The organism is Erythrobacter sp. Dej080120_24 (genome assembly GCF_036322605.1).
GTDB lineage: Bacteria > Pseudomonadota > Alphaproteobacteria > Sphingomonadales > Sphingomonadaceae > Erythrobacter > Erythrobacter aurantius.
The window spans coordinates 1,481,717-1,507,219 of sequence record NZ_AP027262.1; the positions used below are offsets into that span (position 1 = coordinate 1,481,717).

Annotated in this window: 22 protein-coding genes; 13 read left to right on the forward strand and 9 right to left on the reverse strand. The window is 61.9% G+C overall.

Going from position 1 to position 25,503, the window contains the following annotated elements; all coding sequences use genetic code 11:
• The first annotated feature begins 50 nt into the window (after positions 1–50).
• Together AABA34_RS07055 and AABA34_RS07060 are read left to right on the forward strand one after the other, a co-directional pair.
• On the forward strand, positions 51–1,631 hold the full coding sequence (locus AABA34_RS07055; RefSeq protein WP_338304492.1) for a fatty acid--CoA ligase: 1,581 nt from the start codon (positions 51–53) through the stop codon (positions 1,629–1,631).
• A gap of 16 nt (positions 1,632–1,647) precedes the next feature.
• Positions 1,648–2,247, forward strand: a complete 600-nt coding sequence (locus tag AABA34_RS07060; RefSeq protein ID WP_338304493.1) for a DUF938 domain-containing protein — start codon at positions 1,648–1,650, stop codon at positions 2,245–2,247.
• Here AABA34_RS07060 and AABA34_RS07065 read toward each other — a convergent pair.
• Positions 2,232–2,405 (reverse strand): Entericidin EcnA/B family protein, encoded by a 174-nt coding sequence (locus AABA34_RS07065; protein ID WP_338304494.1) that lies wholly within the window; start codon positions 2,403–2,405, stop codon positions 2,232–2,234. The two genes, AABA34_RS07060 and AABA34_RS07065, sit on opposite strands and share 16 nt — an antisense overlap.
• A 32-nt stretch (positions 2,406–2,437) precedes the next feature.
• On the reverse strand, positions 2,438–3,364 hold the full coding sequence (locus AABA34_RS07070; protein ID WP_338304496.1) for a DMT family transporter: 927 nt from the start codon (positions 3,362–3,364) through the stop codon (positions 2,438–2,440).
• A gap of 64 nt (positions 3,365–3,428) precedes the next feature.
• Here AABA34_RS07070 and AABA34_RS07075 point away from each other — a divergent pair, with 64 nt between their 5' ends.
• The 4 genes from AABA34_RS07075 (at position 3,429) to AABA34_RS07090 (ending at position 6,493) form a co-directional block, all read left to right on the forward strand.
• Positions 3,429–3,671: a hypothetical protein gene (locus AABA34_RS07075; protein ID WP_034953266.1), complete on the forward strand. Its 243-nt coding sequence runs from the start codon at positions 3,429–3,431 to the stop codon at positions 3,669–3,671.
• 175 nt (positions 3,672–3,846) lie between these two features.
• Positions 3,847–4,476, forward strand: coding sequence for a DUF4331 family protein (locus AABA34_RS07080; protein ID WP_338304497.1), 630 nt, complete (start codon positions 3,847–3,849; stop codon positions 4,474–4,476).
• Positions 4,469–5,146, forward strand: a complete 678-nt coding sequence (locus AABA34_RS07085) for a DUF4331 family protein (protein WP_338304498.1) — start codon at positions 4,469–4,471, stop codon at positions 5,144–5,146. The genes AABA34_RS07080 and AABA34_RS07085 overlap by 8 nt, the downstream gene beginning before the upstream one ends.
• Before the next feature lie 6 nt (positions 5,147–5,152).
• On the forward strand, positions 5,153–6,493 hold the full coding sequence (locus AABA34_RS07090) for a tetratricopeptide repeat protein (RefSeq protein WP_338304499.1): 1,341 nt from the start codon (positions 5,153–5,155) through the stop codon (positions 6,491–6,493).
• Between the two features lie 35 nt (positions 6,494–6,528).
• On the opposite strand, the gene AABA34_RS07095 is transcribed toward AABA34_RS07090, so the two are convergent.
• Positions 6,529–8,067, reverse strand: coding sequence for a CpaF family protein (locus AABA34_RS07095; RefSeq protein ID WP_252260314.1), 1,539 nt, complete (start codon positions 8,065–8,067; stop codon positions 6,529–6,531).
• Positions 8,068–8,338: 271 nt separating this feature from the next.
• Between AABA34_RS07095 and AABA34_RS07100 the strand changes: the two genes are divergently transcribed.
• Positions 8,339–9,622 (forward strand): lipopolysaccharide biosynthesis protein, encoded by a 1,284-nt coding sequence (locus tag AABA34_RS07100; RefSeq protein WP_338304500.1) that lies wholly within the window; start codon positions 8,339–8,341, stop codon positions 9,620–9,622.
• Here the strand turns inward: AABA34_RS07100 and AABA34_RS07105 are convergent.
• Complete coding sequence (locus AABA34_RS07105; protein ID WP_338304501.1) at positions 9,619–10,353, reverse strand: class I SAM-dependent methyltransferase; 735 nt, start codon at positions 10,351–10,353, stop codon at positions 9,619–9,621. The genes AABA34_RS07100 and AABA34_RS07105 overlap by 4 nt on opposite strands.
• Before the next feature lie 92 nt (positions 10,354–10,445).
• On the opposite strand from AABA34_RS07105, the gene AABA34_RS07110 reads away from it, so the two are divergent.
• Positions 10,446–11,711, forward strand: coding sequence for a hypothetical protein (locus AABA34_RS07110; protein ID WP_338304502.1), 1,266 nt, complete (start codon positions 10,446–10,448; stop codon positions 11,709–11,711).
• Entirely contained in the window at positions 11,711–12,754 is a 1,044-nt protein-coding gene (locus AABA34_RS07115) for a glycosyltransferase family 2 protein (protein WP_338304503.1), read from the forward strand. Before AABA34_RS07110 ends, AABA34_RS07115 begins: the two co-directional genes overlap by 1 nt.
• A gap of 4 nt (positions 12,755–12,758) precedes the next feature.
• Here the strand turns inward: AABA34_RS07115 and AABA34_RS07120 are convergent, their stop codons facing one another.
• From AABA34_RS07120 to AABA34_RS07130, 3 genes are read right to left on the reverse strand one after another with little or no spacing between them, the layout of a single operon-like run.
• Positions 12,759–13,862, reverse strand: a complete 1,104-nt coding sequence (locus tag AABA34_RS07120; protein WP_338304504.1) for a glycosyltransferase family 4 protein — start codon at positions 13,860–13,862, stop codon at positions 12,759–12,761.
• Positions 13,863–13,879: 17 nt separating this feature from the next.
• Positions 13,880–15,553 carry a hypothetical protein gene (locus AABA34_RS07125; RefSeq protein WP_338304505.1) on the reverse strand — a complete coding sequence of 558 codons (1,674 nt, stop codon included), beginning with the start codon at positions 15,551–15,553 and terminating at the stop codon, positions 13,880–13,882.
• 14 nt (positions 15,554–15,567) lie between these two features.
• Complete coding sequence (locus AABA34_RS07130; protein ID WP_338304507.1) at positions 15,568–16,581, reverse strand: glycosyltransferase family 2 protein; 1,014 nt, start codon at positions 16,579–16,581, stop codon at positions 15,568–15,570.
• A 168-nt stretch (positions 16,582–16,749) separates the two neighbouring features.
• On the opposite strand from AABA34_RS07130, the gene AABA34_RS07135 reads away from it, so the two are divergent.
• From AABA34_RS07135 to AABA34_RS07145, 3 genes are all read left to right on the forward strand, one after another.
• On the forward strand, positions 16,750–17,664 hold the full coding sequence (locus tag AABA34_RS07135) for a DMT family transporter (RefSeq protein WP_338304509.1): 915 nt from the start codon (positions 16,750–16,752) through the stop codon (positions 17,662–17,664).
• A 105-nt stretch (positions 17,665–17,769) separates the two neighbouring features.
• Positions 17,770–19,593, forward strand: a complete 1,824-nt coding sequence (gene glmS, locus AABA34_RS07140) for a glutamine--fructose-6-phosphate transaminase (isomerizing) (RefSeq protein ID WP_338304511.1) — start codon at positions 17,770–17,772, stop codon at positions 19,591–19,593.
• A gap of 80 nt (positions 19,594–19,673) precedes the next feature.
• Entirely contained in the window at positions 19,674–22,040 is a 2,367-nt protein-coding gene (locus AABA34_RS07145) for a putative bifunctional diguanylate cyclase/phosphodiesterase (protein ID WP_338304512.1), read from the forward strand.
• Here the strand turns inward: AABA34_RS07145 and purQ are convergent, their stop codons facing one another.
• Entirely contained in the window at positions 22,041–22,730 is a 690-nt protein-coding gene (gene purQ / locus AABA34_RS07150; RefSeq protein ID WP_338304513.1) for a phosphoribosylformylglycinamidine synthase subunit PurQ, read from the reverse strand. It abuts the gene before it with no gap.
• Positions 22,730–22,981 carry a phosphoribosylformylglycinamidine synthase subunit PurS gene (purS, locus tag AABA34_RS07155; RefSeq protein WP_034952711.1) on the reverse strand — a complete coding sequence of 84 codons (252 nt, stop codon included), beginning with the start codon at positions 22,979–22,981 and terminating at the stop codon, positions 22,730–22,732. Before purS ends, purQ begins: the two co-directional genes overlap by 1 nt.
• Positions 22,982–23,247: 266 nt before the next feature.
• On the opposite strand from purS, the gene AABA34_RS07160 reads away from it, so the two are divergent.
• The gene (locus AABA34_RS07160) at positions 23,248–25,458 is read left to right on the forward strand and encodes a TonB-dependent receptor (protein WP_338304514.1); all 2,211 of its coding nucleotides are present in this window, start codon (positions 23,248–23,250) and stop codon (positions 25,456–25,458) included.
• Positions 25,459–25,503 lie beyond the last annotated feature (45 nt).

Genomic DNA, 25,503 nt, shown 5'->3' on the forward strand with positions numbered 1-25,503 from the left:
GACTGCCTGAAATGCTTAACCCAAGGGCAAACAGCTTTGGGAGAGCAAGCATGACATGGGAAGGGACCGTCAAGGGCGATCCTCATCACGATTTCGTGACCTTCGATGAAATTCTGGCTTTCTGGGCCGAAAAGCGCCCCGATCAGACCGCGTTCGAGCAGGACGGGCGCATCACCAGCTATGCCGAAGCTGACGCGATGACCCGTCGCTTGATCGCGCTGTTCAAGGCGCGCGGGTTGGCAAAGGGAGACAGGATCGCGTGGCTCGGCAAGAATTCCGATCGCTATTGCCTACTTTACATGGCGGCAGCGCGCATGGGCGCTGTGATGGTGCCGATCGGCTGGCGGCTGGCTCCGCCTGAAATCGCCTATATCCTGTCCGACACCGGGGCAAAGTTGCTGTTCGCGGGCGAGGAATTCGTCGATACCGCACTGGCGGTTGCCGCCGATGTGCCCGAAAAGCCTGCCGTGATCGAGGCATCGGCCGCGCTGCGTGAGGCTGCGGGTCTTGAGCCGGCGGCTTATGACCCCCCACATGCGGATGATCCGATCCTGCAACTCTACACCTCTGGCACCACCGGCAATCCCAAGGGCGCGGTGCTTTCCAACGCGAATCTGCTGGGCCTGCGCAATCCCGGCAATGCCATTGGACTGCATTGGAATTTCTACGACCAAGGCGACTGCATGCTGGTTGCCATGCCGTGTGCGCATATTGGCGGAACGGGCCTGATCAACATTGCTCTTGCCAATGGCATACGCTGCCTCTTGCAGGCCGAATTCACGCCCGTTGGCGTGCTTGAGGCGATCGAGAACGGGGCAACCCATATGTTCATCGTGCCCGCTGCGCTGCAAATGGTGGTGCAGCATCCGCGCGCACCCGAAACCGATTTCTCGCACCTGCGCTATCTCATGTACGGCGCCGCGCCGATGCCACTCGAACTGCTCAAGCAGGCGGTGCGCACCATGCCCAATGCGAACTTCCTGCAGGCTTACGGCATGACGGAAACCAGCGGGACGATCTCGATCCTCCCGCCCGAAGATCACACCATCGAAGGCAACCAGCGGATGCGTTCCGCGGGCAAGGCATGTCCGGGTGTCGAGATCGAGGTGCGGGGGCCAGACAACAAGGAGGTGCCGCGCGGCGAAATCGGCGAAGTCTGCATCCGATCCCCCTCGAACACCGCAGGGTACTGGAAACTGCCCGATGCCACCGCCAAAACGATTGATCCGGATGGCTGGCTGCATACGGGCGATGCCGCCGTGATGGACGAAGACGGCTATGTCTATATCCAGGACCGGATCAAGGACATGATCATTTCGGGCGGCGAAAACGTCTATCCCGCCGAAGTGGAAAACGCCGTGTTCGGTCATCCTGCCGTGGCCGAGGTCGCGGTGATCGGTGTCCCAAGCGAGCGCTGGGGCGAAGAGGTAAAAGCCTGCGTGGTCCCCAAGCCTGGCGCAACCATCGACGAGGCCGAACTGATCGCCTGGACCCGCGAGCGCATCGCGGCGTTCAAGGCCCCCAAAAGCGTGGACGTGATCCCCGAAATGCCGCGCAATGCCTCTGGCAAGATCCTGCGGCGGCAATTGCGTGCGCCCTATTGGGAGGGGCAGGAGCGGCAGGTCAACTGATGGCGGCGGTGCAGCGATGAAGAAACACGCACCCGCCGCACTGCGCAATCGCGATCCCATCGCGGCGGTGCTGCACGAAGAATTGCCGAAGAGCGGAACCGTATTGGAGATTGCCAGCGGATCGGGCGAACATATCGTCCATTTCGCGGATCTGTTCGGCAATCTCGACTGGCAGCCGAGCGATCCCGATGCCGAGGCGATTGCATCGATCCTCGCTTATTTGAACGAATATGACGGCACCAACCTGCGTCTGCCGATGGTTCTGGATGCGGCATCACCCGCAAGCTGGGAGGTCCGCGGCGCTGATGCAATCCTGTGCATCAACATGATCCATATCAGTCCGTGGGAAGCGACACTGGGCCTGTTTGAAGGGGCTGCCCGGTTTCTGGGCGGCAGGAATTTGCCGCTGATCCTGTATGGCCCATATATTGAGCAAGGCGTTGAAACGGCGCCGTCGAACATCGAGTTCGACGAAAGCCTGCGCTCAAGAAACGGGCAGTGGGGTTTGCGCCGGCTGGAGGATGTCGATGCCGTCGCAGCCAGCCACGGCTTTGCGCGCACGGCCCGCCATGCGATGCCGGCCAACAATCTGACAGTGGTTTACCGCGCCGGTTGAGCTTCTTCGCGCGAAGCGGGCGGGGCATGGCTGATCACCTCTTCGCCCTTGCGGCCGACGGATTCGATGTCGCGGCCAAGGCCTTTGACGGTGTTGCAGCCGGTTGTGCCAAGGGCGAAGGCTCCAAGCGCTGCGGTAAGAACGATCTTGCGGATCATGGGGGTTCCTTTCTGCGCCAGCTTTAGCGCAATCAGACCTCGGTTGTCTGCGTCTTTTGACGCGCGACCGCGATCTGCCGTTCCCTCCATGCGATCAGCAGCCCCGCTGCGACGATAAGCGGCGCGCCGAGCCAAAGGCTGGCAGGCGGTGCGCGGTCGAACACGCTGAAACCATACCACGTGGCCCACAGCAACGACGTGTAATCCATCAACAGTATCACTCCGGCAGAGCCGAACCGGAGCGATGTGGTGAGTAATATTTGTGCAAGCGCCCCGCACAGCGCCATGGCCACGATGATGGCCCATGTCTGGGCATCGTGCGGCTGGAACACGAAAGGTAGCGCCAGCGCCGCGACAGGGGTTGTCAGCGCGACGAACCAGAAGACGATCGTCCAGGGTGCTTCGGTCTTGTTCAGGTCCTGAATCTGGAAGCTGATCAGCGCCACCATGAAAGCCGCGACAAGTCCCACAACCGCGCCGATCGGGTCCATTCCGGTTGCACCCCCCAATCCAAATGCAGGCTGGGTCAGCACGACCACGCCGGAAAACCCCAGCGCCACCGCGCCCCAGCGATACATGCCCACTTTTTCACCAAACAGGACAACGGCAAGCAGCACGGCAAAGAACGGAGCGGTAAAGCTGATCGCGGTGGCCTCTGCGAGTGGTAGGAGGATGACCGCTCCATAGACGAAGAACATGCCTGTAAGGCCATAGGCGGCCCGCAGGGTGTGCGCGCCGAACCGCTTTGTCCTGATCGTACCGAGCTTGCCCCAGGCGGCCAGCAATGCGGCGATGCAGATCAGCGAAATGAATTGCCGCCAGAACACCAGTTCGGCCAGATGCGCTCCGTGCTCGCCCGCCAGCTTCACCAGCATCGCCATGGTCGCCAGCGTTGCCGCCGTCGCAAGGCGAAGGCCCAACGCAAGAAATGGGCGGGGGCGGGCTACGGAACCATCCATAATTGGGGCATTAGGCACCACGCAGCTTTGCGCAAGCGATGTGCGCGCCTACATGGTGCGGAACATGAAAATGCTCCACGATCTTGTCTTTGCCAGCGACGCGGTTTTGATGGCGCTTGCCGGGCTGGGTTTCTGGCTGTTCGCCGGGTTTTGCCTGGTTATGGACAGGCTGCGCACAGCGCGCCGATCTCTCGATCGGCTGGAACGCGTCGGCTGGGTTCCGTGGACCGGGCTGTTCCTTGGCAGTGCGATCATCGGCGGTGGCTGCCTCGCGATGAGCCTTCCGGTGGTGCTGGGCAACATGTGACAGGGCTGACCAGATTTTGATCAGCGGCCCGGCAAGAACTTGCCGCATTGTCGGTGCCGCAAGTTCGTGATATCCGGTGACAAATCAGAAGAGTCGTACCCCTGAAAGTCTATCCGATGTAAGGTGTTCTCTCATGCGGCCAGTTGCGCTTGCTTTGCTTGGGTGTGCAGCGATTTTGCTGCCACTTGCTTTTCTGACCGGTGAAAAACCCGCACCTGCGGCCGATCACCTCGATCCGCCAGCACGGACCAATCCCAACAGCGACAGCACGCCCGATTTCGCGGCAGACATCGCTGATCTCTATGTCACGCATGATGATGATGTGGTCACCATGACGGTGACATTCGGGGGGCCGTCTTCGCCGCAATTGCCCGCTTTCTACGATCCTAACGTGCGCTACACGATCTCGGTATCGAACCAGGCACCTCGCCAGACCACCGACATTCCCATCGTCTTCAGCTTCGGGCGTGAAAGCGGCACTTCTGATGGCGCATTCGGAGTGCGGGTCAAAAACGTTCCGGGGGTCGATGGCGATATCATCGGTTCGGTCGAACGGATCATCGAAAAGGACGGCGTCCGCGTTTTTGCGGGACTGGTCGACGATCCATTTTTCTTTGACTCCCAAGGTCTTACCGACACGCGCCGCACCGGCGCATTGAGTTTCCGCAATGATCGCGATTTCTTTGGTGCCCAGAATATCACCGCATTCGTGATCGAGATACCGCGCGACAGGCTGGAAAACGGCGCGAACGAGCTGGAGTTCTGGACATTCAGCGAGCGGCTGGGAGGGCAGTTCAATGGCTGATCGTCGTATTCATGGCGTCATTTCGGTAATCGGACTGACAATCGCGCTCGCGGCTTGTGGCAGCGATGAGCAAGCGCCTGTCCCGCCACCCGAAGGGACCGAGCTCGTCACCAGTGTCGTGCCTTGCCTTGAACAGGTCGTACCCGGCACGGGCAAGCGGGTGGTCGATCTGGTGGTGCCCGATACGATCAATGTTGATCTGTCGAAAGCATCCGGTTTCCCCAACGGGCGCCGTCTGGAAGACCCGGTGATCGACGTCACGCTGGCGATCATCTTCCTCGACATGGCAGTGCACACACCTACCACCTTTGTGAACCTGCCGTTGAACCCTCCCGCGAATGATCGTCCCTTCCGCGCCGAGTTTCCCTATCTCGCACTGCCGCAAGGCAACCCGCCGCTGTCGGGTTCGGACTCTGCCGTTTCGTTCGATTTTGTCGATGCGCCCGACGATCAGTTCGTGCGGGTCGATCGCACCGGCATGCCCGCAATCTCTCCGGCACTGGTCGCTCCGCAACGGCGCACCGAATACAATGATGCCGGGCCTGCCGAAGATGCGGCGTTCATTTTCGCGTCCGAACTGACAACGCAATTGCAGGTGCTTCACGAAGTGCTGGTTGACGATTTTCAGGCAGCCGGTCTCACCTCCTGTGCCCTCGTTCGCACCCTTTAAGCGCCGATGGACGCCATGCCGCTGCGAGAGGCTCTTCGCTGGATGATCCTGCTGATCATCGCCCTCGTGGCGATGACGGGTCTTCAGCGGTTCTTCGATGGAACGTCCGCGATCGAGCCCGCGCGGGCGGCGGTTCCTGCATGGGGCCCTGCCGATTTTTCACAAGCACTTCAGATGCTTGACAGGGATGTGGAGCGTTCCCGAGCTCGTCTGGCCGCCATCCCGGACTCTTGGGCCGCACATGAGGCATTGGCCATGGCGCTCCATGCGCGCGGACAATTGAACGGTTCGCACGAGGATCTCGCTGCGGCCCTCGAAAGCGCCGAGAATGCGCGGCAACTCGCGACCGATCCGAGCGGCCCTGTCCTGTCACGGGCGATCGTGAACCTTGCTCTGCATCGCAATGATATTGCCGCTGACGAAATTGCCCGGGTGGACAGCTTTGCCGTGCCCGCTGATCCACCCGATCGTGCAGAGGCGGAAGCGATAATCGGCGATGTCGCTCTGTATGCGGGTGATTACCGGGCGGCGCTGGAGCGATACCGGGCGGCCGAAGCGATGTATCCCAGCGTCGGTACGGCCGTGCGACTGGCGGACTGGTTTCGCCATCAGGGCCAGTTCGAGCGCGCAAGGGCGACATTGAAAGCCGGTTTTGACAGGCCGCAGGTCACTCCTTGGACGCGAGCGGCCTTGCTGCTGCAACTAGGCGCCATTGACCTTCAGACCGGGGACTGGGCGGCGGCGGAGCGGTATTTCGAACAGGCCGATGCGGCATTTCCTGGATGGTGGCTGACGCGCGCACATCTGGGGCAGATGGCCGCCGTGCGCGGTGATTTCGCCCGCGCCGAAAGCCTTTATCACGAAGCGATGCAAGGGGCTGAACGACCATCGGTGATGGATGCGCTGGCGGCGGTCCTCGAAGCGCAGGGGCGGAACGAAGAGGCCTCCCGTATCGCGCAAGCGGCGGCAGGAATGTGGAAGGCGAGGGTCGCAAGCCACCCCGAAGCCTATGCCGATCACGGATTTGAAGCGGCCCTTTCCCAAGGGGACACCGCAGGCGCGTGGCAATTGGCTTCGCTCAATTTCCGCAACCGCCCTTATGGCGACGGGCGGATCGGACTGGCGCGCGCGGCAGCGGTAAGAGGGCGCGATGAAAGCGCTCGGGCGATCCTTGAAGAGCTTGGCCGCACCGGCTGGCGATCGACGGAACAATACCGCGTGCTGGCCGAGGTGTGCGAGCGGTTGGAAGATCCGGCTTGCGTCGCATCAGCGCGCAAGGCGGCGCTCGCGATCAGCCCCTTGGCTTTCGACCCGCGATCCGACCTGCTGTTCTTCAGCAATCACTAAAGCGTGTCCGGGCGCATGTCCCGGACCTTGGGGCCTTACAGGCAGGCTTCCAAATATGCCTGATCGAAACCGAATTGGCGCGCTTTTTCAAGCGTATAGGGGCGCAGGCCGCTTGAGCGGAATTCGCCCATGATCTTGCCGTCTTCGCTCTCGTCGAGGTACTCGAACTTGAACAGGTTCTGCGTCACGATCACGTCGCCTTCCATCCCGATCACTTCGGTGATGTCGGTGGTGCGGCGCGAACCGTCGCGCAGACGCTTTACCTGCACGATCAGGTCAACCGATTCGGCGATCTGGCGCGAAATGGCTTCCTTCGGGATCTTGATGTCGCCCATCAGGATCATGTTTTCCATACGGCCAAGGCATTCGCGCGGGCTGTTGGCGTGAAGCGTACACATCGACCCGTCGTGGCCCGTGTTCATCGCGGCGAGAAGGTCGAAACACTCCGCGCCACGAATTTCGCCCAGGATGATGCGGTCAGGACGCATACGCAGCGCGTTCTTCACAAGGTCCCCGATGGTGATCGCGCCTTGCCCTTCGAGGTTCGGCGGACGGGTTTCCAGCGGCAGCCAGTGAGGCTGTTGCAGGCGAAGTTCCGCAGCGTCCTCGATCGTCAGCACGCGCTCGCCCGGGTCGATCATCTTCGACAGGGCGTTGAGCATGGTCGTCTTACCCGAACCGGTACCGCCCGAAATGACGATGTTCATCCGGCAGGCACCGGCGATCTTGAGGCAGGTCGCCATCTTTTCGCTCATGGAACCGAATTCCTTGAGCATGTCGATGGTGATCGGCTTTTCGGAGAATTTACGAATCGAGATCGCGGTGCCGCGCAGCGACAGCGGTGGAACGATTACGTTCACACGGCTGCCGTCCTTGAGACGGGCGTCAGCCAGCGGTGTGGTCTGGTCGACGCGGCGGCCGACCTGGTTCACGATGCGCTGGGCGATCTGGAACAGGTGCTGTTCGTCGCGGAACCGGATCGGCGCGATCTGCAGCTTACCCTTTTTCTCGATGTAGGTCTGATCCGGGCCGTTGACCATGATATCGGACACGTCCGGGTCATTCAGCAGTTCTTCGAGCGGACCAAAGCCCAGCAGCTCGTCGATCAGAACCTTTTCGAGCGCGAATTGTTCGCGGCGGTTGAGCGTTACCTTGAGCTCGGCCAGCACTTCCATGATGATCGGGCGGAATTCTTCCGACAGTTCATCCTTGGTCAGCGTGGCGGCCGCCTCCGGGTCGACGCGTTCGAGCAGGCGGGGGAGGACCTGCTCCTTGATCTTGTGAACGCTCGCTTCGAAACCGCCGGCTTCGGCCTCGGCGGCGTTGGTTGCGTTCATGCGTTCCGACAGACGCTCCATCGCGCTGGCGGTGGCATTGCCGGCAGGCTTGGGCGCGGGCTTGGGCGCAGCCGGACGCTCGCCGCCGCTGCCGGGCAGGGGCGGGAATTGCTCGCCACCCTTCGCCTCTTCTGCACCGCTGCTGCTGCCACCTTTCATCGGCCGGGCCACACCGAATGCGGGCTTTGCGCCCGGTCTCATTCCAGCTGGGCCACCCTTTTTGCCGAATGCGCTCATTACATAGCCCCCAAGGCTTTCTGCATAGTCATCCTGCGCTGGTCGCAAACTTGTAACGAACAGCGCCTCTCGAAAAGTGGTGAATAATTGGGAAACCTTATTTTTTCCCTAAAACCGGCCTCGTCATGCAGAACCATTCCGGCCTTTCGCATGGCCGTGCCGGGGATAGAATCGGTTCGCCCCTTTACCCTGCGGGAAGCACAGGCGAGTGAGCCGGGAGGCGGCCCTGCAAGGGTTGGCCAGTGCGAACAGGCAAGGATCGGGCACCCGGATGCACAAGCTGTTAGGGGCGTGGAGCAAGCTGGTTGGTGGAAATGCCGCCAATGGCGTCTTGCAACTGGTGATCTTTGCGATCGCGGCGCAAGCGCTTGATCTGGCTGCGCTGGGCGTAGCCATACTGATCCAGGCTTATGTCCGCCTGATTGACGGTTTGTTCAATTTCCAGTCGGTCAACGTGTTGACCAATTTTCTCGCCGGGGCGCAGGAAAGCGACGACACAGATCGCTTGCGAGGATTGCTCAAGGCCGGGCTGATAGTCGATTTCAGCACAGCGTTCATCGCCACAATTGTCGCAGTCGCCTTGCTGCCTCTTGTCGCGCCGTGGCTGGGCATCGACGGGCACTGGATCGCACTTGCCGCCGGATTTTGCGTCGTGATCGCAACGCGCACCTTTGGCGCGATCGAGGCGGGACTGCGGTGTTACGACAGGTTCGGCGCGATCAGCCTGAGGCCGGTGGCGGTTTCGTTGGTGACCTTGGTCGGATCGCTGATTGCCTGGTTTGCCCAGGCCGGGGCCGAAGTGTTCCTGATCATCTGGCTGGTGGCGGAAGTCGCCGCGAACCTTGTCTATCTGGTCTGGTCTCTGGTGATCCTGCGGGCGCATGGCATGTCGGGATTGCGGCAAGCGGATGCGCGCGGTGCGATTGCCGCCTCGCCCGGTTTTTGGCCGATGATGTGGCAGACCAATGCGACCTTCGGCATCAGGATGTTGAGCCAGGAAGGGGATGTCATTCTTGCAGGCGCGGTGCTTGGCCCGGTGGCGGCCAGCCTGCTGCGCGCGGCCAAGAATCTCGCCAATCTCGTCGGGCAGTTGGGGCGGCCCTTGCAGCAGGTGGCGAGCGCGCCGATTGCTCGTTTCTCAGCGCGGGACGAGGGTGATAAGGCGCTGTTCTATGCCGCAAAGATCGCGGCAATAGCATGTCTGGCCGGATTGGTTCTGGCAGCCGTGATGGCGGTGATTGCCGGACCCGTTCTGGCGCTTGGCTTTGGTCAGGAGTTTGCCGCCGCCGCGACGATCACCGCGATCCTGTTTTCCGCGCGGGCGCTTTACCTCTCAGGCGTCACCTTGATGCCGCTGCTGATCGCCTTTGGCCAAAGTGGGCGGTTTCTCGGCTCGGTCATCGCCGGAACCGCTGCGTTCTTTATCGTTCTGGGCTCGACGATCGAACCGCTTGGGCTGATCGGTATCGGGCTGGCCCATGTCGCTTTTGAGTTGGTGTGGTCCGGTTATGGCTGGATTACCGCGCGCCTCACCTTGCACCGCACGCAGGGTTAGGCGCGGCCCAGCACCTGCTTCACCTTGCGCGAGATGGCGCGGCCCGGCTGTGCCGCTTCGGCATGGAGATACTGATCGGGGTGGACCAGATCGAGCATCGCAGGCGCACCAAACCCGTGGCCTGACAGCTTCGCCGCCGCCTCGGAACCTTCGCGAGCGAACACCAGCATGTTCTGGCGATACCAGAAGGCGATATCGCCATTCTGCCAGATCATCGGGCGGATCGGATCGAATGCCTGATAGCCGTGATCGGCAAAGTGGCCCGCCCAATAGCTTTGCCATTGTTCATTCACGTGCCCGGTGCCGCCTTGAAACGGAATGGCAGCCGAAAACAGGACGCAGTCGCCCAGCGCACAAAGATCGCCGACAAAGCTGCGCGCGCGGGATTCGGCCAGATGTTCGGCCACTTCCAATGAGATCACGAGATCGAAGCGGCGGTCTGCTGAAACCTTTTCCTCAAGGTTCTGGAAGCTCACCTGCCCTTCATCGAGCACGAGATTGGCGGTGCGCGCCCATGGTCCTTCGAACCCCTGCACCTCGGCGATGCCCATTTCCTGCGCGACCGACAGCCAGGTGCCGACACCGCAACCGACATCGCAGGCGCTGACGGGCGCGATCCATTCGCCGATCTTCCCCAAAACGAGGCGAGCGGCGGCGCGGGTGCGGGCATCGCGGTCCGCGTGGAAATCGGTGCCGTAGAGGGAATCGGGGGATTGGGCCTTGGTCGCCATTTTGCACTCGCTGCTGTGCGCCTTAGGTGGCGCGTTGGAAAATATGCCCAATGAGTAAGAAATCTTAGTAACTGCCGGGTTAATGAATTCGCATGAGCCGCAAATTGCTTTCCTCCATCGCGATGACGATCCCGCGTCCCATCAGGCGCGGGCTGAAGACACAGGTCCTTCCTCCGGTGCTGCGCACGGTCAGATCAATTCGCGAAGGTGCGCCGGATAGGCCCGAGGCACGCGAATATCGTGTCGCCGGGCAGGAAACCTTTGCCGGATACTACGAAATCCAGCCTGTATCGGCTGACGGGCAAGCGGTGCTGGCGCATGCCTCACCCGTCGCCCGCCGTGCGCTCGACGGTTCGGAAAGTGCGGCTGTGGGCTGGTTCGATATTGCCTCGGGCGAATGGCACCACGTCGCCGACACGCAATTGTGGTGCTGGCAGATGGGGGCGAGATTGCGCTGGCGGGACAGCGCGGGGCCGCGCACTCTGGCATTTAACGCGATGATTGACGGCGCGCCTGCGCATTGCCTCGCCGACAAAGATGGCGGCATGAGAAGGCATTGCGACGTGCCGTTGTTCGACGTGCGCGAGGATGCCGGGATTGGCCTATCGCTCAATTTCGCGCGGCTGGCCCGGTGCCGCCCCGGCTATGGCTATCCGCTGCTGGAAGATCCGTTCGCACGGCAGAACCTGCCCGATGGCGACGGCGTCACACTGGTCGATCTGGCCACCGGCAAGGGGGAACTCGCCTATGCGATGCCGCGCTTTGCCGAACTGGTGCCGGACGCAGACGCGGGCCAATATCATTATCTGAACGCCGCTCTGCTCAGTCCGGCGGGTACGCGGTTCAGCGTCTTGTACAAACGCCTTCCCGATCCTGATGACGTGCACGGGTGGACTGTTGATGCGGTGGTCGGCAATTGCGACGGTTCGGGCCTTATGCGGGTGCCGCTGAAGGGGCGGGCATCGCATTACTGGTGGCTCGACGAAGACCGGATCGCCTACACCGACAACACCGGCATTTTCTCCGAATATGTGGTGTTTGATTGCCACGACGGCTCGCTTTCGCCGTTATCGTCCACCATGCCCAAGGTCGACGGACATCCCAGCCAGCATGACGAAAGCGGCCAGTGGGTGACGGACACCTATCCCGATCTCTACGGCGATCAGACGCTGTTCGTGCTGGATCGGGACGGCAGCAATCGCCGCGAACTGGGCCGATTGCCGGCGGACCGCCGGTATCAGGACGAATGGCGCTGCGATCTGCATCCGCGCTGGTCGCGCGACGGAAAGCTGGTGGTGGTCGATTCCACCCACGAAGGTTACCGCGCGCTCTATCTGGTTGATGCCGGGGATCGGTGATGCCCACGATTACCGTCCTGATGGGGGTCCACAATGGCGAGGCGTTCCTGGCCGAAACGCTGGAAAGCGTCGCCGCGCAGACATTTTCCGATTACGAATTCGTGATTGTCGATGACGCATCGAGTGATGGCACACCCGCGCTGCTTGCATTTGCGGCGGAGAATGATCCGCGCATCCGCATCATTACGAATGACACCAATCTGGGCCTAACCCGCTCGCTCAATCGCGGGCTTGAGGCGGCACGGGGAGAATTCATCGCGCGGATCGATGCCGATGACGTGTGCCTGCCCGATCGGCTGGCTACCCAGCACGCGCATATGCAAGCGCAGCCGCAGGATGTCGGCATTACCGCGAATTTCGAGATGATCGACGGGGAAGGGCGGGTGCTGCGTCGCGGTGGCGAGCCGCTTGACGATTGGCAGGTGCGCTGGCTGCTTGGCTGGAACCCGCCGGGGCCGCATCCGACATTCTTCTTCCGCCGTTGTCCCGATGGCACAAATCCGATCCGCTATGACGAAGGATTCCGCACCGCGCAGGATTTCGACTTGTGGAGCAGGCTTGCCGCGCTTGGCCCCACCCGCCGGTTGCCCGATGCACTGATCCGCTATCGCCGGCACGCAGGCGCGATTACGCATTCTCGGCGGCATGAACAGGCGCAGAATTGCGCGGCAATCGGGCGCCGGAACCTCGCTGCACGTCTTCCGCAAGAGATTGCGCAAGGGCTGGAGCCGCTGATTGCGCTGTTCTCATACAATGCCAAAGCTACGCCCGCCACGGTCCGGGCGGCGATAGCGGGGGCTGATGCGATGGTCGCGCATGATTGCGCTTCGGCGCCCAGCGCCGCGCATCGCGGCTGGGTGCGCAAGATGACGGCGGGTCTGCTGGCCGATGCGATCCTGTCACGCGGCGCGGGCCTTTCATCGCCTGCCGCGATTGCTGCTTTCGTCTGGCTTGGCCGCGCTCATCTGCCGCATCTTGCCCGAGCGGTTGCCGGTGATCCGGGGACTGCCATCAAGAGCCTGCGGGGCCGCAAGCGCGGGTGACTGGTTATTGGGTGTAAGCTTGCGCGGTCGCCTCGGCCACGCGGCGCCAGCTGAAGTGCCGCTGTGCCGCAAGCTGTGATTGCGCGATAAAATCCGCCCGCGCCGCGGCATTCCAGTCGCGGATCGCAAGAATTCTGTCCGCCCATGCCTGGGCATCGCCGGGGGGCAGAAGAAAGCCGGTTTCGCCGTCGATCACCGCGTCCTTCAATCCGCCGGTCGCCGATGCCAACACAACACCGCCGACGCTGGCGGCTTCGGGTGCGATCAGGCCAAAGCCTTCGAATTCGCCATTGGCGCGCTCGATATTGGGCATGACGACACAGGCGGCGGAGGCGAAATGCCGCGCCAGTTCGGTTTGCGCCATCGGGCCGAGGAAGTTGACCCTCGGAAAATCCAGCACCGCGTCCTCGCTCGCATCCCAGCGCGTGCCGATCACGATCAGCCGCATGGTCTCGGGCAAGCGCGGCATCACCTCGCGCACGAACCAGCTGCACCCCTTTTGGGTGATAAGCCGCCCTGCGAACAGGATCGTGTCCGGATCGAAAGATGCTGGCGGGCCAGCGCGAAGATCGGTGGCAAGCGGCACGACGGCACGCGGTTGCCACCCGATATCTTTGAGCCTGTCACGTGTGGCCTGCGAATTGGCGATGATCCCGGCACGCCCCAGCAGGCGCGTGCCCAGTTTCTGGTACGCTTCGTAAACGTTGCCCAGAAACCCGCCGCGCAGGCCATAGGATACATCGGTGCCATGGGCGGACAGGACAAGCCGCGCCCTCGGAAAAAAGGCACGAGCCATCAGACCCAGCGGCCAGATCGCCATATCGCCGCAATGGATGATTGCGGGTGCATCGCGCAGCGCGGACAGGCGGCGCAGCACGGTGAAGGGAAACAGCAGCAGCGAAAGCACTGTCGGCGGCAAACCGTTGTCGCGCCCTTTCAGTGCAATCACGTCAACCGGGTGGAGCCTTGCCAACTCCTCGGAGAGCCGCTCGCTGTAGGTTTCCATGCCGCCGACCGCCGGGCCCCACTTGCGGGTGATGAACAGCACCCGCGCCGCGCTTGACGCTTCATTTGCTCGGGTCGGCAGATTGGTGGGCATGGCTGTCATTCTGCGCCGATCCGCGATCAGAATCCACGCCAGTATGGTCGTTCGGGCGGCGGGGCATCTGGCGTGCGCAATGCCTTGCCCCAGATGATCCCGGCTTCGCCGTCGCCGGTGTTTTCCAGCGTCACCATGCCGCGATCCAGCGCGATGATGGAGCCCGCGTCATGCCGGGTTCCGTCGATGCTGATCGGAACGCCAGTGACAGTGTAGGGGCCGGGGACGAGCACTTCATAGGTTGCGCTCTGTCCCGCAGGCACGGTCTTGCCCGCCAACCAGAACGGCCCCCAGAACGGGCGATAGGTCGCGCGCAGCACGGCCCTGTCATCCTCGCGGAAACGGGCTTGTTGCGGCAGGCCTTGCATCACGGCGAGCAGGGTCGGGTTCTTTTCCGGTTCCGCCGTCAGCAACAGCGGTACGGATTTTTCTTCCAGCAGATTGCGGAAATAGCCTTCGTCGCGGGCATGCTGGCTTTCGATCCCCCAGGCTGTGAGGAACCCGTTTTCCTTGCGATGGGCGGGCAGCATGTCGGGGAAGTCGATATAGCCTACCGGTTCATCAAAGATCGTGTCTGCGGCGATCTGGATTTCGCGTTGCTGCTCCTTGAAACCCGGCCCGTCGACCGCCCAGACCACGATACCGCTGATGGCGGCATAGCCGATCAGCAATTTGAGGCTGTAAAGCTCGGCAATCGCGGCAACGCCGATCACGCTGGCGGCAATCACCGGGGCCAGCATCATCGGATAGAAATAGGGCAGCGTGTTGCGATAGATCAGCAGGGCAGCAAGCGGGGCGAGCAGACCGGCCAGCGCGATCATCTCGTCACGCGGACGCGATTTGAGCTTGGCAAAGGCAAAACCGATTGCCGCAACCGCCGCGACCGAAATGATCGCCGCTTTCACGGCGAAATGGAGGTAGATCGGCAGGCCCGCGAACAGCATCGATTGGCTGACCCCGCTGGCATAAGACGCGCCCGCTTGTGCATCGGCATCGCCCAGCACCGACCCGTGCCAGAGATACAGCGCGGCAAAGGCAATCGCGGCTGTCACCGGGATCGCGGCAATCCTTATGGCGAATGCAGGAGCGAACTTCGCCTCTGACCAGCGCAGCCATGCGAGCCCGGCAAAGGCGGGCAGGAACAGGATCGTCTTGACCGTCACCATTCCGGCAAAGCCGACCAACAATCCTCCCAGGGCGATCCAGCCCGGCGAGAGCCGCGACCGAGCAAGCACTGCAAGCGCCGCAGCGAGCGGGACGGTGGCGAGCGGATCGGTGCGGAAAGACCAGCCATGCTGCATCGTGAATCCGGCCGTTAGCCAGATGAGAGCGGCAGCCAGCGCATATTCGCGGCGCGCGAACTTGCCAGCAATCAGCGTGATCGATGCAGCGGTGACAAGCGCGCAGGCGAGCATGAACAGCCGCCCGATGACGATGCCGTCAACGCCGGTGCTGGCGATGCCGGGGATCCATTGGAACAATTGCACATGCAGCGTTTGCAGCGGGCGCAGCGCCTCGCCTTGGGTGAAATCGACGATCTGGCCGTAGAAGAAGAATTCGTCCCAGTTGATCGTCCGGGTAAGCGCGAAATGCACCTGCACGACGGCGATCACGGCCAGCGCGATCAGGGCCAGCCACGAATGGTCACGAGATGCATCCTGCGTGGGGGCAGGGACTTCGATGGTTTCCATGCGGCTCATGGGCTTGGGCCGGCTTACCCGGCTTTGCGCAGGGTTTCGGCGGTGTCGAGTGCTGCGGGCGCGGTTCGCTGAGCCTCCGCCTCGATCAGCTTTTCCTCGATCCGGCGCAGTTTCAGCATGTTGGCTTCGAGCAGTTTGCGATTGGTTGCAATCAGATCAGCCAGAATGCCAAGCGTCGCCACCAGTACGCCGACGGTGAGCAGCGCGCCGCCGATCACCAGCGATTGCACATGGCCATCGCCATCGCCGCTGAAATAGAACCACAGGAAGCGCCCGATTGGAACCAGCCCGATCAGCGTCGCCAGCATGCCAAGGCCGACAAACACCCGCAGCGAATTGAAAGTGGTGTAGGCGCGCAGGATGGTAACGCCGGTCTGCTGGATGAAGCGCGGGATCGACTTGAACAGGCGCGAAGGCCGGGTCGCGGCATGGGTGCGGATCGGCACGCTGGTGATCGCCAGCCGCTTGCGCCCGGCCTGGATCAGCATGTCGGTGGTGTAGCTGAAATCGGTGGTGATGTTGATGCGCTGCGCCGCGTCGCGGCTGATCGCGCGAAAACCGCTGACGGCATCTGTGATGTTGGTCGCCGAAAGCGTGCGCACGACATAACTGCCAACCCGTTGCAGCATTCGCTTGCCCGACCCGAAATGTTCGTTGCGGGCAACCGAACGATCACCGATGCAGATGTCTGCTTCGCCAGCCACGACAGGAGCGACGATCTTGGCGATGTCGGCGCCTTCGTACTGCCCGTCGGCATCGGTGTTGACGATGATGTCCGCGCCTTCGGCAAGACAGCGATCAATTCCCGAACGGAAGGCTTCGGCGAGGCCGCGGTTGCGACGGTGGCGCACGATGTGGTGCACGCCCCAACGCCGGGCGACACCCGAAGTGTCATCCGAACTGCCATCGTCGATGATCAGATATTCGATCGTATCGACCCCGTCGATCTGGCGCGGCAGCTTGGCCAGCGTCGCCGGCAAGGTCTCCGCTTCATTGAGGCAGGGAATCTGGATGATTAGCTTTGTCATTGGTTCGGTTAGGCCCCCGTTGGCACTCTTTGAGCACCGGTTCAGGGAAGTGTTACCGGGAGGGGTTTAAGCAATCGTAAACCATGATGGGGATCGTTCGCGCTCACTCTTGCCTTTCAATAGGGCATGGCCCACGGGGGCGCATGATTAGGCCATCTGGATCATTCCATGACCCCGCTTGAACGCAGCGGACTGGGCTATGCCGTCGCCGGGTTCGCCATCCTTTCGATGGGTGACGCGGTGGTAAAGAGCATGGCGGGTGAATGGCCGCCCTATGCGGTTGCCGCCTTGCGCTTTTCCATTGGCGCCTGCGGGCTTTCGATGCTGCTGCTGCGCCAGGAAGGGCCGCGCGCCTTCATCCCGCAAAAACCTTGGCTGCAGGTCGCCCGCGGTCTGTGCCTCGCGCTTGCATCGGTGTGCTTTTTCTCCGCGATCTACATCATGCCGCTGGCAGAGGCGCTGGCGATCGGGTTCCTGTCACCTATCCTGACGCAGGCCTTTGCCGGGCTGCTTTTAGGGGAAAAGGTGCGGCCCAAGGTCTATCTCGTTTCTATTGTCGCGCTGGCCGGGGTGGTGATCATCCTGCGGCCCAATCTCGCGCTGCTGGGGTGGGGCGCCTTGCTGCCGTTGGTTTCGGCCACCTTCTTTGCGTTGCTGATGGTGTCCAATCGCGCCAGCGCCGGCCAAGGCAGCGCGCTTTCGATGCAGGTTTTCGTCGCCGCTTTCAGCATTCCCATCCTTATTGCCGTTTGTGTCGCCGCCAAGGTTTCGGGCGTGCCGGAACTGGATTTCGGCTGGCCCAGCTGGGACGTGGTGCTGCGCTGCGCCGTGGTGGCGGTGACGGCCACGACCGCCCATTGGCTCGCCTATGTCGGCACAAGCCGCGCCGGTGCGGCACAGGTCGCGCCTGCGATCTATGTGCAGTTGATAGTCGCGGTCGTGCTGGGCTGGGCGTTTTTCGACGACGTGCCCGATCTTTACACCGGAATCGGAGCAAGTTTGATCATCGCATCCGGACTATATCTTTGGCGAGACGGGTTGAAGGCGAGCGCGCCTTCGATAAATGCGGGTGCACGGCCATAAAACCTTGGTTATCGAGCTTTCCTTCAAGGCTTGTTCAACCTTACCGGGTTAACCACCCGACTTCAGCTTCAGCATCGCCTCAAGGCATCAGGGGAAATCAGGACAATGTGCGGCATTATCGGGATCGTGAGTTCGCATCCGGTGGCAGATCGACTCGTCGATGGTCTCAGGCGGATGGAATATCGCGGCTATGACAGCGCCGGGGTCTGCACCCAGCACAATGGCGAGATGATCCGGCGCCGCGCCGAAGGCAAGCTGCTCAATCTGGTTGGCGTGCTGGAACGTGAGCCTGCCCCAGGCAATGTCGGGATCGCGCACACGCGCTGGGCCACGCATGGAGCGCCCACCGCAGCCAATGCGCACCCCCATGCGACCGAAGAACTGGCGCTGGTGCACAATGGGATCATCGAGAATTACAAGGCCCTGCGCGAGGAGTTGGCCGACGAAAACCGCACCTACCAGAGCGAGACCGATACCGAAGTCGCCGCCCATCTGATTTCATCGCGGGTCGAAAAAGGAATGTCACCGCAGGAGGCGGTCGCCGATGTCCTCCCCCGTCTGCGTGGTGCTTTCTCGCTTGCCATTACTTTCCGCCAGAATCCCGATCTGCTGATAGGGGCGCGACTCGGCTCGCCTTTGGTCGTGGGATATGGCGATGGCGAGATGTTCCTCGGCTCGGACGCGCTTGCGCTTGCTCCGCTGACGCAGCGGATCACCTATCTCGAAGAAGGTGACTGGGTGATCATCACGCGCGACGGTGCGCAGATTTTCGATGCCGAAAACAACCCGGTCGAACGTGTGATCCAGGCTTCAGGCGCTTCGGCAGCTGCAGTGGAAAAGGGCAATTACCGCCACTTCATGCAGAAGGAGATCTTCGAGCAGCCCACAGTGGTGGCGCAGACGCTAACCTCCTACCTGCGGCGCGAGGACAATTCGGTCGCCCTGCCGCAATTCGATTTCGACATTTCCGGGATCAAGCGGCTGACGATCGTGGCATGCGGCACTTCCTATTATGCCGGTCTTGTCGCCAAGTACTGGTTCGAGCAGTTCGCCCGTGTCCCGGTCGACATCGATGTGGCATCGGAATTCCGCTACCGCGAACCTGTGCTGGAAGAAGGCGGGCTGGCGCTTTTCATCTCGCAAAGCGGTGAGACCGCGGACACGCTGGCCGCGCTGCGCCATTGCAAGGCCGAGGGGCAGACGATCGGCGTGGTCGTCAATGTTCCGACCAGTTCGATGGCGCGCGAAGCTGATCTGCTGCTGCCGACCCATGCCGGGCCGGAAATCGGGGTCGCTTCGACCAAGGCTTTCACCTGCCAGCTTGCGGTGCTGGCCGCGCTGGCGGCGCATATGGCGGTCAAGAAAGGGCGCATGACCCGTGAGCAGGAAAAGGAAGTGGTCGGCCACCTGCTCGAAACGCCCGCCGCGCTCAACGCCGCGCTAGCGCATGATGATGATATTGCGGCGATGGCGCCGCTGATCGCACCTGCGCGCGATGTGCTGTACCTTGGCCGCGGGCAGGATTTCCCCTTGGCGCTTGAGGGCGCACTGAAGCTCAAGGAAATCAGCTACATCCATGCCGAAGGCTACGCGTCGGGTGAAATGAAGCATGGGCCCATCGCGCTGATCGACGATGAAGTTCCGGTGGTGGTGATCGCCCCGTCTGGCCCGCTGTTCGAAAAGACCGTCTCCAACATGGAAGAGGTGCGTGCGCGCGGTGGCAAGGTGGTGCTGATTTCCGATGCCAAGGGTATCGAAGAGGCAAGCGAGGGTTGCCTTGCCACGATCGAAATGCCGGTGGTCCACCCGCTGATCGCTCCGCTGGTTTACGCGATCCCGGTGCAACTGCTCGCCTATCACGTCGCTGTGGTCAAAGGCACCGATGTCGATCAGCCGCGCAATCTCGCCAAATCGGTAACGGTGGAATAGGCGGTCTTACGCGCGAAATTTTTTGTGTCGCTGGCCCCCGCTTTACCCACTTCTAACCTTTTGAGGTTAACCGCCGGAGGGTGAGCGATCCGATTTTCCATAAGCCCGCGGCTATCCATGAAGAATTGCCGATTTCCGCCGTCCTCGGCCTGTCGGATAATGGCGACATCGATTGGGCGCGTTTGCGCAGCCTGCAATATGCGGCACTTGCCAAGCTGACTTTCTACCGCGCATTCGTTCATGCCTTCCTCGGCATCTTCGTGGCGCAGATGTTCATTCCGCACATCAGCCTGATGTGGATCGGGCTTTGGCTTGTCGCCCTCGCTGCCGTTCACACCCGCGGCCTGATGGTCGATCGCAGCCTTGCCGATGCAGATCAGCGCAAGGTTTCCCGTTCCGAATTCACGCAGCATAATGCGATTTCGCTGGCATCGGGCGTCGTCTGGTCTGTGCCGTTGCTGTTCTTCGCCCCGTATGCGCCGGGTGCGGAAACAGCGGCGTTGTACATCGTGGCGATGCTGCTCATGACCCTTTCGGTCTATTACTACACGACTTCGCCAATCAGCATCCTGCTGTTTTCGGGGATCATCTCTATCGCCGCCATCGTCCAGCCCATGCTGGCGGGGCAGTGGACTCTGATGGGCGCTGTGATCCTGTTCCAGATCGCAACCGTCGTCGGTACCGTTCAGGTCGGTCGCACCTATCTCGCGGCGCGCCTTGCCGAAGACGCGGTCACCGAGAAGGAAGAGGTCGTGTCGCTGCTGCTGCGCGAATTCGAAGAGAACGAAGCCGATTGGCTTTGGGAAGTCGATCCACAGCGCCGCATACGTTCTGTCAGCCCCCGCTTTGCCTTTGCCCTCAACGCAACCGATCGCGAAGTCGAAGGGCGCCCGCTGCTTGAACTGATCGCGGGCGAAAGATGGGAAAGCGGCGATTTCGCACCCTGCCTGCATGATCTGGCTGAGCGGCTGCGCAACCGGGAAAACTTCTCCAACCTGATTGTCCAGGTTTCCATCAAGGGCGAAGAACGCTGGTGGGAGCTTTCCGGCACGCCGATGCGTGACGAACGCGGCAAGTTCGTCGGATTCCGCGGTGTGGGATCGGACGTCACCGAACAGCGGCTTTCGTCGGAAAAGATCGCCTATCTGGCGCGCTTTGACACGCTGACTTCGCTGCCGAACCGGCTGATGCTTACCGAAGCGCTCGAAGAAGCTTTGAAGTATGCCCAGCATTGGCGCACGCGCTGCGCGCTGCTGATGGTCGATCTCGACCGGTTCAAGGCGGTCAACGATTCGCTTGGCCACATGACGGGCGACAAGTTGCTGGCGCAGGTTTCCGCACGGCTTCAGGCGCTGATGGGCGACAATGCGCTCGTCGGGCGCCTGGGTGGCGATGAATTCGCGATCGTCGTGCGTGATGCGAGCGATCCGGAGTTCCTCCGGCGGCTGGCGGGGCAGGTGATCAAGAGCCTGTCGGAACCCTATCTGGTCGACAACCATACGCTCTATGTCGGTGCCAGCGTCGGCTCGGCTATCGGTCCTCGCGATGGCCGCACAGTCGAGGAACTGATGCGCAATGCCGACCTTGCGCTTTATCAGGCGAAAGACATCGGTGGCGGTGAACACTGCCGGTTCGAACCCGTGCTGCACGCCACAGCCGAAGAGCGCCGCCAGCTCGAAGTGAGCCTGCGCAAGGCGCTGGGCCTTGATGAATTCGTGCTGCACTATCAGCCGGTCGTCGATGCCCGCACCGAAAACGTGGTCAGCTTCGAGGCGCTGGTGCGCTGGAACAGTTCGGAGCATGGCTTTGTCAGCCCGGGCAAATTCATCCCGCTGGCGGAGGACACGCGCCTGATCGTGCCGATCGGCAAATGGGTGCTGCGTCAGGCCTGTTTCGAGGCGCGCAACTGGCCCGAGCACGTGAAGATCAACGTCAACGTTTCACCGGAACAGTTGCTGGAGCCGGACTTCCATCAGGAAGTGGTCGATGCGCTGGCGGCAAGCGGATTGCGGCCTGAGCGGCTTGAGATCGAAGTCACCGAAAGCATTTTCCTGCGCGATGCCAGTGTTGCCCGCAATGCGTTGGAACAGGCTATGGCGCTGGGTTGTTCGATTGCGCTTGATGACTTCGGGACGGGCTATTCCTCGCTCGGATATCTGCGCAAGCTGCGGTTCTCGACGATTAAGGTCGATCGCACTTTCGTTCAGGGCGCTTCACAGGGCAGCAACGAAAGCCTCGCCATTATCAACGCAGTCGTCGCTATGGCCAAGAGCATGAACATGACGACGACGGCGGAAGGCGTCGAAGATGCCGATCAGGCCGAACTGATCCGCAATCTGGGCTGCGACAAGATCCAAGGCTTCCATTTTGGCCGCCCCATGTCGAGCGAGGAGGCGCGGCGCCTGTTTACTTCGGGCGACGGTGGTGGAATGCGGCTGCGCGCCTGATCAGGCGGCCACCAGCGCTCCGACCACGTTTTCAAACAGCTTGCGCCCGTCTGCGCCACCCAATGACGGGTGCGCGGCAGGCTCCATCGCGCGTTCGGGGTGCGGCATCATGCCGAGCACGCGGCCGTTGGCGCTCAAGACGCCCGCGATGTCGCGCTGTGATCCGTTGGGGTTGTCGGCATAACGGAACGCCACCCGGCCTTCGCCCTCAAGCGCGTCGAGCGTTGCCTGATCGGCGAAATAATTGCCATCGTGATGCGCGACGGGAATGCGGATGTGCTCACCCCGCGCGAATCCGGTGGTGAAAGGCGAGCTCGTGTTCGCAACCTCAAGGTCGACGGTGCGGCACACGAATGTCTGACCGGCATTGCGCATCAATGCGCCGGGCAAGAGCCCGCTTTCGGTCAGCACCTGAAACCCGTTGCAAACGCCCAGCACTGGAACACCGCGTCCCGCCGCTTCAACGACGGCGCGCAGGATCGGGCTTTTGGCCGCCATCGCGCCTGAGCGAAGGTAATCGCCATAGGAAAAGCCGCCGGGCAGGGCGATGAAATCGAGATTGTCCGGCAGATCGGCATCGCCATGCCATACACGCAAGGCTGGCTGGCCAGATACCGCTTCGATCGCCACCGCCATATCGCGGTCGCAATTGGAGCCGGGAAAGGTGATCACGGCGGCGCGAAAAGCCATCAGGCCGGTTCCTTCTGCCCGTCGAGCTTTTCGATCGCGAAATCCTCGATCACCATGTTCGCGAGCAGCTGTTCGCACATTTTCGTCAGCGTTTCGTCGCTGGTGCCATCGGCCACGTCCATTTCGATCAGGCGGCCGATACGCACGTCTTCGACCCCGGCAAAACCGAGGCTGTCGAGCGAGTGGTGAACGGCGCGACCTTGAGGATCGAGCACACCCGGCTTGAGGCGGACGAGGATGCGAACTTTCATGAATCTGGTCCCGGCAATTGGATCAATGAGGGCGGCTATAGCGTTTCGCCCGCGTGGCGCAATCGCTGCGGGACGCTCTTTCCTCGGCATTTGCGGTCACAGTCCGGTCAGGAAGTGTCTCTCTTGCGCAACAAGTGTCAAAAGAATGCCACAGAATGCGGGTTTCGCGGCGCGCAGATGCGCTCTCAACTCGCCAGAATCACGCAAACCTGTCAGCGGCAGTGCTCTCTCCACCCGTCGTGAGTGACCAACCCCAAGAGGATCCCATGTCACACCGCATCACCACCGCCCGCCGTTTCTGGGCCACCACCACCATCTTCACCGCTGCCGCCATCGGCTTTGCCGCCCCCGCCGCCGCTCAGGACGCCGAAGAAGGCGCGAGCGAAGGCCAGCTCGGCTCGATCATCGTTACTGCCAACCGGCGCGAGGAAAACCTGCAGGACGTCGCCGTTTCGGCTGACGTGCTCGATCAGGGCCGCATCGACAACATCTTCGCAGCTGCCGCCGACACTACGGCGCTGGCAGGTTCGGTCCCCGGCCTGAACGTCGAAAGCTCGAATGGCCGTGTCGCTCCGCGTTTCTACATCCGCGGCCTTGGCAACACCGATTTCGACCTCGCCGCATCGCAGCCGGTTTCTGTCATCATGGATGACATCGTGCTCGAAAACGTGACCCTCAAGAGCTTCCCGATCTTCGACGTCCAGCGCATCGAAGTGCTGCGCGGCCCGCAGGGCACGCTGTTCGGCCGCAACACGCCCGCCGGCATCGTCAAGATCGACACGGTAAAGCCCGACACCAATGAAACCGACGTTCACGCCGGCCTTTCGTTCGGCTCGTTCGACACCATCTCGTTCACCGGCGCTGTCGGCGCTCCGATCGTCGAAGACGTTCTGGCGTTCCGCGTGTCGACCCAGCTTCAGCGTCGCAGCGACTGGATCAGCAATGATTTCACCGGCGAAGAAAACGTCATGGGCGGCTACACCGATTTCGCCGCTCGCGGCCAGTTGCTGTTCACGCCCGGCGATGCATTCAGCGCGCTGGCGCAGGTCCAGTTCCGCGATCTCAACGGCAGCTCGACCTTCTTCCGCGCCAATGCGGTGGCGGCAGGCGACAACGATCTGGTGCCCGGTTTCGACCGTGAAACCGTTTCCTATGATGGCGGTGGCGGCAACAATGCCGATTACCAGCAGTGGGGCGCGACGCTCAACATGAGCTACGATTTTGGCGGCGTCACGCTGACTTCGATCACCGGCTATTACGAAAGCGAAGGCTCCAGCCGCGGCGATGTCGATGGCGGCAATCTGGTGACGGGTCCGGGCTTCATCCCGTTCCCGGCCGACACGCAAGACTCGATCGATCTCAAGCAGTACACGCAGGAAGTGCGGCTCGCCTCGAATGGCGATGGTCCGCTCTCGTGGCAGGTCGGCGCGTTCTATTTCGACAGCGATTTCGACGTGACCACGGTCGGCTTTACCTTCCCGCCGCCTGTCACCGTCAACCACACCAACGAAGCCTGGGCGGTGTTCGGCCAGCTGACCTATGAGCTGACCGACATGCTGCGCGTCACCGGCGGCCTGCGCTACACCGACGACGAGAAGGACTTCTTCGTGCGTTCGGGCGCCGCGCCTCAGCCGGTGTCGGTGCAGGACGACAACATCGACTGGGACATCAGCCTGTTCGCCGATGTCAGCGATGACACCAGCGTCTATGGCCGCGTCGCCAACGCCTTCCGCGCACCGACCATCCAGGGTCGTGACGTTGCCTTCTTCGCCGCGCCCAGCGTCGCGCAGTCGGAAAACATCACCAGCTACGAAGTTGGCTTCAAGAGCGAGCTGGCCGATCGCACCATCCGCCTGAACGGCGCGGTGTTCTACTACACCGTGGAAGATCCGCAGTTCACCGCTGTCGGCGGTGCGGGCAACCTCGTCCAGCTGATCAACGCCAACGAAGGCGAAGCCTGGGGCTTCGAACTCGACACCGCGTTCCAGATCACGCCGGAATTCCAGGTCACTCTGGGCGTTGCTTACAACGACACGCAGATCAACGACGATACGCTGGCCGTGGGCATCTGCGCACAGTGCACCGTCACCGATCCGACGACCGTGATCGGCGGATCGACCCGCGCACTGGTGGACGGCAACCCGTTCCCCAACGCGCCGAAATGGAGTGGGGATTTCACCGCGAGCTACACCATCCCGGTTGGCGCGCGTGACGAATTCTTCATCTTCACCGACTGGACCTATCTCGGCCAGACCAACTTCTTCCTGTACGAGAGCCTCGAGTTCAACGCTGACAGCCGTATCGAAGGCGGTCTGCGTGTGGGCTATCGTGGGAATGACGGTGAGTACGAAGTGTCGTTGTTTGCTCGCAACATCACCGATGAAGTTAACGTGCTTGGCGCGATCGACTTCAACAACAACTCGGTGTTCGTAAACGAACCGCGCGTGGTTGGCGTTGCACTGAATTTCAACTACTGAGGAAATTCGGGGACCGGAGGATAACCGGGACTGAACAATCTAAGG

Coding starts and splice junctions, on each gene's coding strand:
- AABA34_RS07160 (WP_338304514.1), top strand. CDS start 23,248: ATGTCACACCGCATCACCACCGCCCGCCGTTTCTGGGCCACCACCACC.
- AABA34_RS07120 (WP_338304504.1), bottom strand. CDS start 13,862: ATGACAGCCATGCCCACCAATCTGCCGACCCGAGCAAATGAAGCGTCA.
- purQ (WP_338304513.1), bottom strand. CDS start 22,730: ATGGCTTTTCGCGCCGCCGTGATCACCTTTCCCGGCTCCAATTGCGAC.
- AABA34_RS07085 (WP_338304498.1), top strand. CDS start 4,469: ATGGCTGATCGTCGTATTCATGGCGTCATTTCGGTAATCGGACTGACA.
- AABA34_RS07070 (WP_338304496.1), bottom strand. CDS start 3,364: ATGGATGGTTCCGTAGCCCGCCCCCGCCCATTTCTTGCGTTGGGCCTT.
- AABA34_RS07055 (WP_338304492.1), top strand. CDS start 51: ATGACATGGGAAGGGACCGTCAAGGGCGATCCTCATCACGATTTCGTG.
- AABA34_RS07100 (WP_338304500.1), top strand. CDS start 8,339: ATGCACAAGCTGTTAGGGGCGTGGAGCAAGCTGGTTGGTGGAAATGCC.
- AABA34_RS07130 (WP_338304507.1), bottom strand. CDS start 16,581: ATGACAAAGCTAATCATCCAGATTCCCTGCCTCAATGAAGCGGAGACC.
- AABA34_RS07095 (WP_252260314.1), bottom strand. CDS start 8,067: ATGAGCGCATTCGGCAAAAAGGGTGGCCCAGCTGGAATGAGACCGGGC.
- AABA34_RS07060 (WP_338304493.1), top strand. CDS start 1,648: ATGAAGAAACACGCACCCGCCGCACTGCGCAATCGCGATCCCATCGCG.
- AABA34_RS07090 (WP_338304499.1), top strand. CDS start 5,153: ATGGACGCCATGCCGCTGCGAGAGGCTCTTCGCTGGATGATCCTGCTG.
- AABA34_RS07115 (WP_338304503.1), top strand. CDS start 11,711: ATGCCCACGATTACCGTCCTGATGGGGGTCCACAATGGCGAGGCGTTC.
- AABA34_RS07110 (WP_338304502.1), top strand. CDS start 10,446: ATGAGCCGCAAATTGCTTTCCTCCATCGCGATGACGATCCCGCGTCCC.
- AABA34_RS07075 (WP_034953266.1), top strand. CDS start 3,429: ATGAAAATGCTCCACGATCTTGTCTTTGCCAGCGACGCGGTTTTGATG.
- purS (WP_034952711.1), bottom strand. CDS start 22,981: ATGAAAGTTCGCATCCTCGTCCGCCTCAAGCCGGGTGTGCTCGATCCT.
- AABA34_RS07105 (WP_338304501.1), bottom strand. CDS start 10,353: ATGGCGACCAAGGCCCAATCCCCCGATTCCCTCTACGGCACCGATTTC.
- AABA34_RS07065 (WP_338304494.1), bottom strand. CDS start 2,405: ATGATCCGCAAGATCGTTCTTACCGCAGCGCTTGGAGCCTTCGCCCTT.
- AABA34_RS07135 (WP_338304509.1), top strand. CDS start 16,750: ATGACCCCGCTTGAACGCAGCGGACTGGGCTATGCCGTCGCCGGGTTC.
- glmS (WP_338304511.1), top strand. CDS start 17,770: ATGTGCGGCATTATCGGGATCGTGAGTTCGCATCCGGTGGCAGATCGA.
- AABA34_RS07125 (WP_338304505.1), bottom strand. CDS start 15,553: ATGAGCCGCATGGAAACCATCGAAGTCCCTGCCCCCACGCAGGATGCA.